The organism is Mesorhizobium sp. M4A.F.Ca.ET.020.02.1.1 (assembly GCF_004022645.1).
In the GTDB taxonomy this organism is placed as follows: domain Bacteria; phylum Pseudomonadota; class Alphaproteobacteria; order Rhizobiales; family Rhizobiaceae; genus Mesorhizobium.
The window spans coordinates 1-2705 of the sequence record NZ_RZOI01000779.1; the positions used below are offsets into that span (position 1 = coordinate 1).

At 67.8% G+C, this 2705-nt stretch carries 2 protein-coding genes and 1 pseudogene; 1 reads left to right on the forward strand and 2 read right to left on the reverse strand.

Features of this window, described 5'->3' with window-relative positions:
* Positions 1 to 1337: TldD/PmbA family protein (locus EN742_RS30965; RefSeq protein WP_148670376.1), on the reverse strand; the 1337-nt coding region annotated here is incomplete at its 3' end.
* Positions 1338 to 1506: 169 nt separating this feature from the next.
* Here EN742_RS30965 and EN742_RS30970 point away from each other — a divergent pair.
* Positions 1507 to 1923, forward strand: coding sequence for a VOC family protein (locus tag EN742_RS30970; RefSeq protein WP_126055078.1), 417 nt, complete (start codon positions 1507 to 1509; stop codon positions 1921 to 1923).
* A 224-nt stretch (positions 1924 to 2147) separates the two neighbouring features.
* On the opposite strand, the pseudogene EN742_RS38340 reads toward EN742_RS30970, so the two are convergent.
* Positions 2148 to 2705 (reverse strand): annotated as a pseudogene (locus EN742_RS38340) (hypothetical protein); the annotation flags it as partial.

A 2705-nucleotide genomic window follows, 5' to 3' on the forward strand; every position in this document is an offset into this window, starting at 1 on the left:
CCGGCAAGGGTCATGCCTTCGATGAGCAGCGTCGGCGCGGCGGTGCCGAAATTGCGGTCGAGGTCGCTTGCCGGCACCATGTTGAGGAACATGGTCTTCAGATTCGAGGCAATCGTCACCTCGGCGACCGGATAGGCAAGCTCGCCATTCTCGATCCAGAAACCGGAGGCGCCACGGCTGTATTCGCCGGTGACCATGTCGACGCCCTGGCCAAACACTTCAGTGACATAGAAGCCGCTCTTCAACGACTTGATGAGATCCTCCGGCGCCCGTTCGCCCGGCTCGATGGCAAGATTGGTCGAGGATGGCGAGACCGAGGAGCCGCTGCGCGCGCCCCGTCCGTTGGTGACCAGGCCGAGCTCGCGGGCCGCCGAGGTCGACAGGAACCAGTGGTTCAGCACGCCCTTGTCGACCATCAGCAGCTTCTGCCCCTCGACGCCTTCGCCGTCGAAGGGACGCGAGGCTTGGCCGCGTCGCCTGAGCGGCTCGTCGGTGATAGTAACTGCAGCCGATGCCACCTGCTTTCCCATCATGTCGCGCAGGAAGCTGGTCTTGCGCGCCACTGCCGCACCGTTGATGGCGCCGGCGAGATGGCCGGCGATGCCGCGCGCGACGCGCGGATCGAACACCACGTCGACCGGCCCGGTCGCCGCCTTGCGCGCGCCGAGGCGGCGCACCGCGCGCTCGCCCGCCTTGCGGCCGATTTCTTCGGGCGCGTCGAGATCGGCGAAATGCTGGCGGGAAGAAAACTCATAGTCGCGCTCCATGCCGGTGCCCGCACCGGCGATGACGCTGGTCGAGCGCGAGAAGCGCGAGGCGACGTACTGGCCAACGAAACCATGCGAGGTGGCGAGCACCAGCCCGCCGAGGCCGGCGCTGGCGCTGCTGCCGGCCGAATTTGTGACGCCGTTCACCGCAAGCGCTGCGGCTTCGGCAGCAAGTGCTGCCTCCTTCAACGCGTCGGCCGGGACCTCGGTGGCGTCGAACAGGTCGAGGTCGCGTGGCTTGCCGGCCAAAAGCGCGGGATCGGCAAGGCCCTGATAGGGATCCTCGGGCGACACCTTGGCCATGGCGACGGCGCGTTCTGCCAGCGCCTTGGGGTTCGAGGCTGCGGTCGCGGAGACGCTCGCCACCCGCTGACCGACGAACACGCGCAGCGCGACATCCTCGCTCTCCGACGATTCGGTGCCCTCGACCTTGCCCAGCCGCACCGAAACGCCGGCCGAACGGCCGCGCACGGCGACTGCGTCGGCGGCATCGGCGCCGGCGCGCTTCGCAGCCTCGACGAGCGCCGCGACGCGGTCGGTCAGTTTCGCTGCGTCGAGCTGGTCGGTCATGCACTTGATCCTGTCTCTTCGGCCCGATTGGGCGGCTGCCGCACCATCTATTGTTCCCCTGTCGCTTGTGCAATGGCAGAAGGGCAATCAGGATGCCGCGACCCATTCGCGCCCGAACCGGCCGGAACAACCGGGCCGGAGCATCGTCAAACTGCCAGGAGCCTTCGCCATGACGCCTTTCCATCTCGCCTTTGCGGTGCGTGATCTCGATGAAACCCGCGCTTTCTATGGCGAGGTGCTGGGCTGCGCCATCGGTCGCTCCTCGGCGACATGGGTTGATTTCGACCTCTACGGCCACCAAATGTCGGCGCATTTGCGGCCGCGGGCATCCGGCGCCGCGCGCGACGGCCAGGTCGACGGCGTCGCGGTGCCGATTCCGCATTTCGGCGCGGTGCTCACGATGGACGAATGGCAGCGGCTCGCCGCCCGGCTGGAAGCCCGCGACGACATAGACTGGCTTGAGCGACCGATGGTGCGCTTCAAGGGCGAGCCCGGCGAGCAGGCGACGCTGTTCATCCGCGACCCTTCCGGCAATGCGCTGGAGTTCAAGGGCTTCCGCTCGCTGGAGCAGATCTTCGCGCGTTGAGCCGACCGGGCCACGCCACGCGCTGAGCCGCCGCGCTAGTTCGCGCCCGCCTCGTACTGGCCGGCGATGAAAATTTCGAGGAAGCGCCGCCCGTCGCGGCGGGAGGCCTCCTGGCCGGCATCGTAATTGGCCATCGCCGTTTGCCTTTGCCTGAAGACGTCGTTGGCGCGGCGTGGCGGCTTCATAGGAATTGGTCTTGCTCACGATCATACGCACCGCCGTGGTCAGGACATATTCGGCAACTTGCGGGTCGTCCCGCGAGACGTCCAGGCGCTGTCATGCTTGCCGACGGCCCAGACGAAGATGTGATCGTGCCCGGCAAGCATCAGCAGCAGGCCCTCATCGTCGTCCAGCAGGGCCTGCACATCGGCCACCGACAGCGGTTTGGGATGGGCAAGGTCGGCATAGCGCGGAAAGGATTCGGAAAGCCTGGCGTCGACGCCAGCCAGTTCGGCGCGCAGCGAATCGATCTCGCCGCGCAGGCGCACCAGCGCGTCGGCATGATCGGCACCTGCCGAACCAGCCTGCCCCAGCGCCTTTTCCTTCCCGGCGACCATGGCCACGAGATCCTGGCGCTCGCGCACAATGCCCGCCAGCTCCGGCGAGCCGGCGGCGGCGCGCAGGCCAAGCTGCTGCAAGGCGTGGCCGGCGGAGGAAAGCAGCGCCCATTGCGCCGCCTCGAACGCGTCCTCGAGGGGGCGGTCGGCCGCCTGCACGACCGCTGACGCGATGAAGAATGCAAGCCCGGCCGCCACCACACAGATGCGCGCCAGGCGCCAAGG

Excerpts from the sequence above, each read along its gene's own strand:
- EN742_RS30970 (WP_126055078.1), top strand. The coding sequence starts at position 1,507 with ATGACGCCTTTCCATCTCGCCTTTGCGGTGCGTGATCTCGATGAAACC.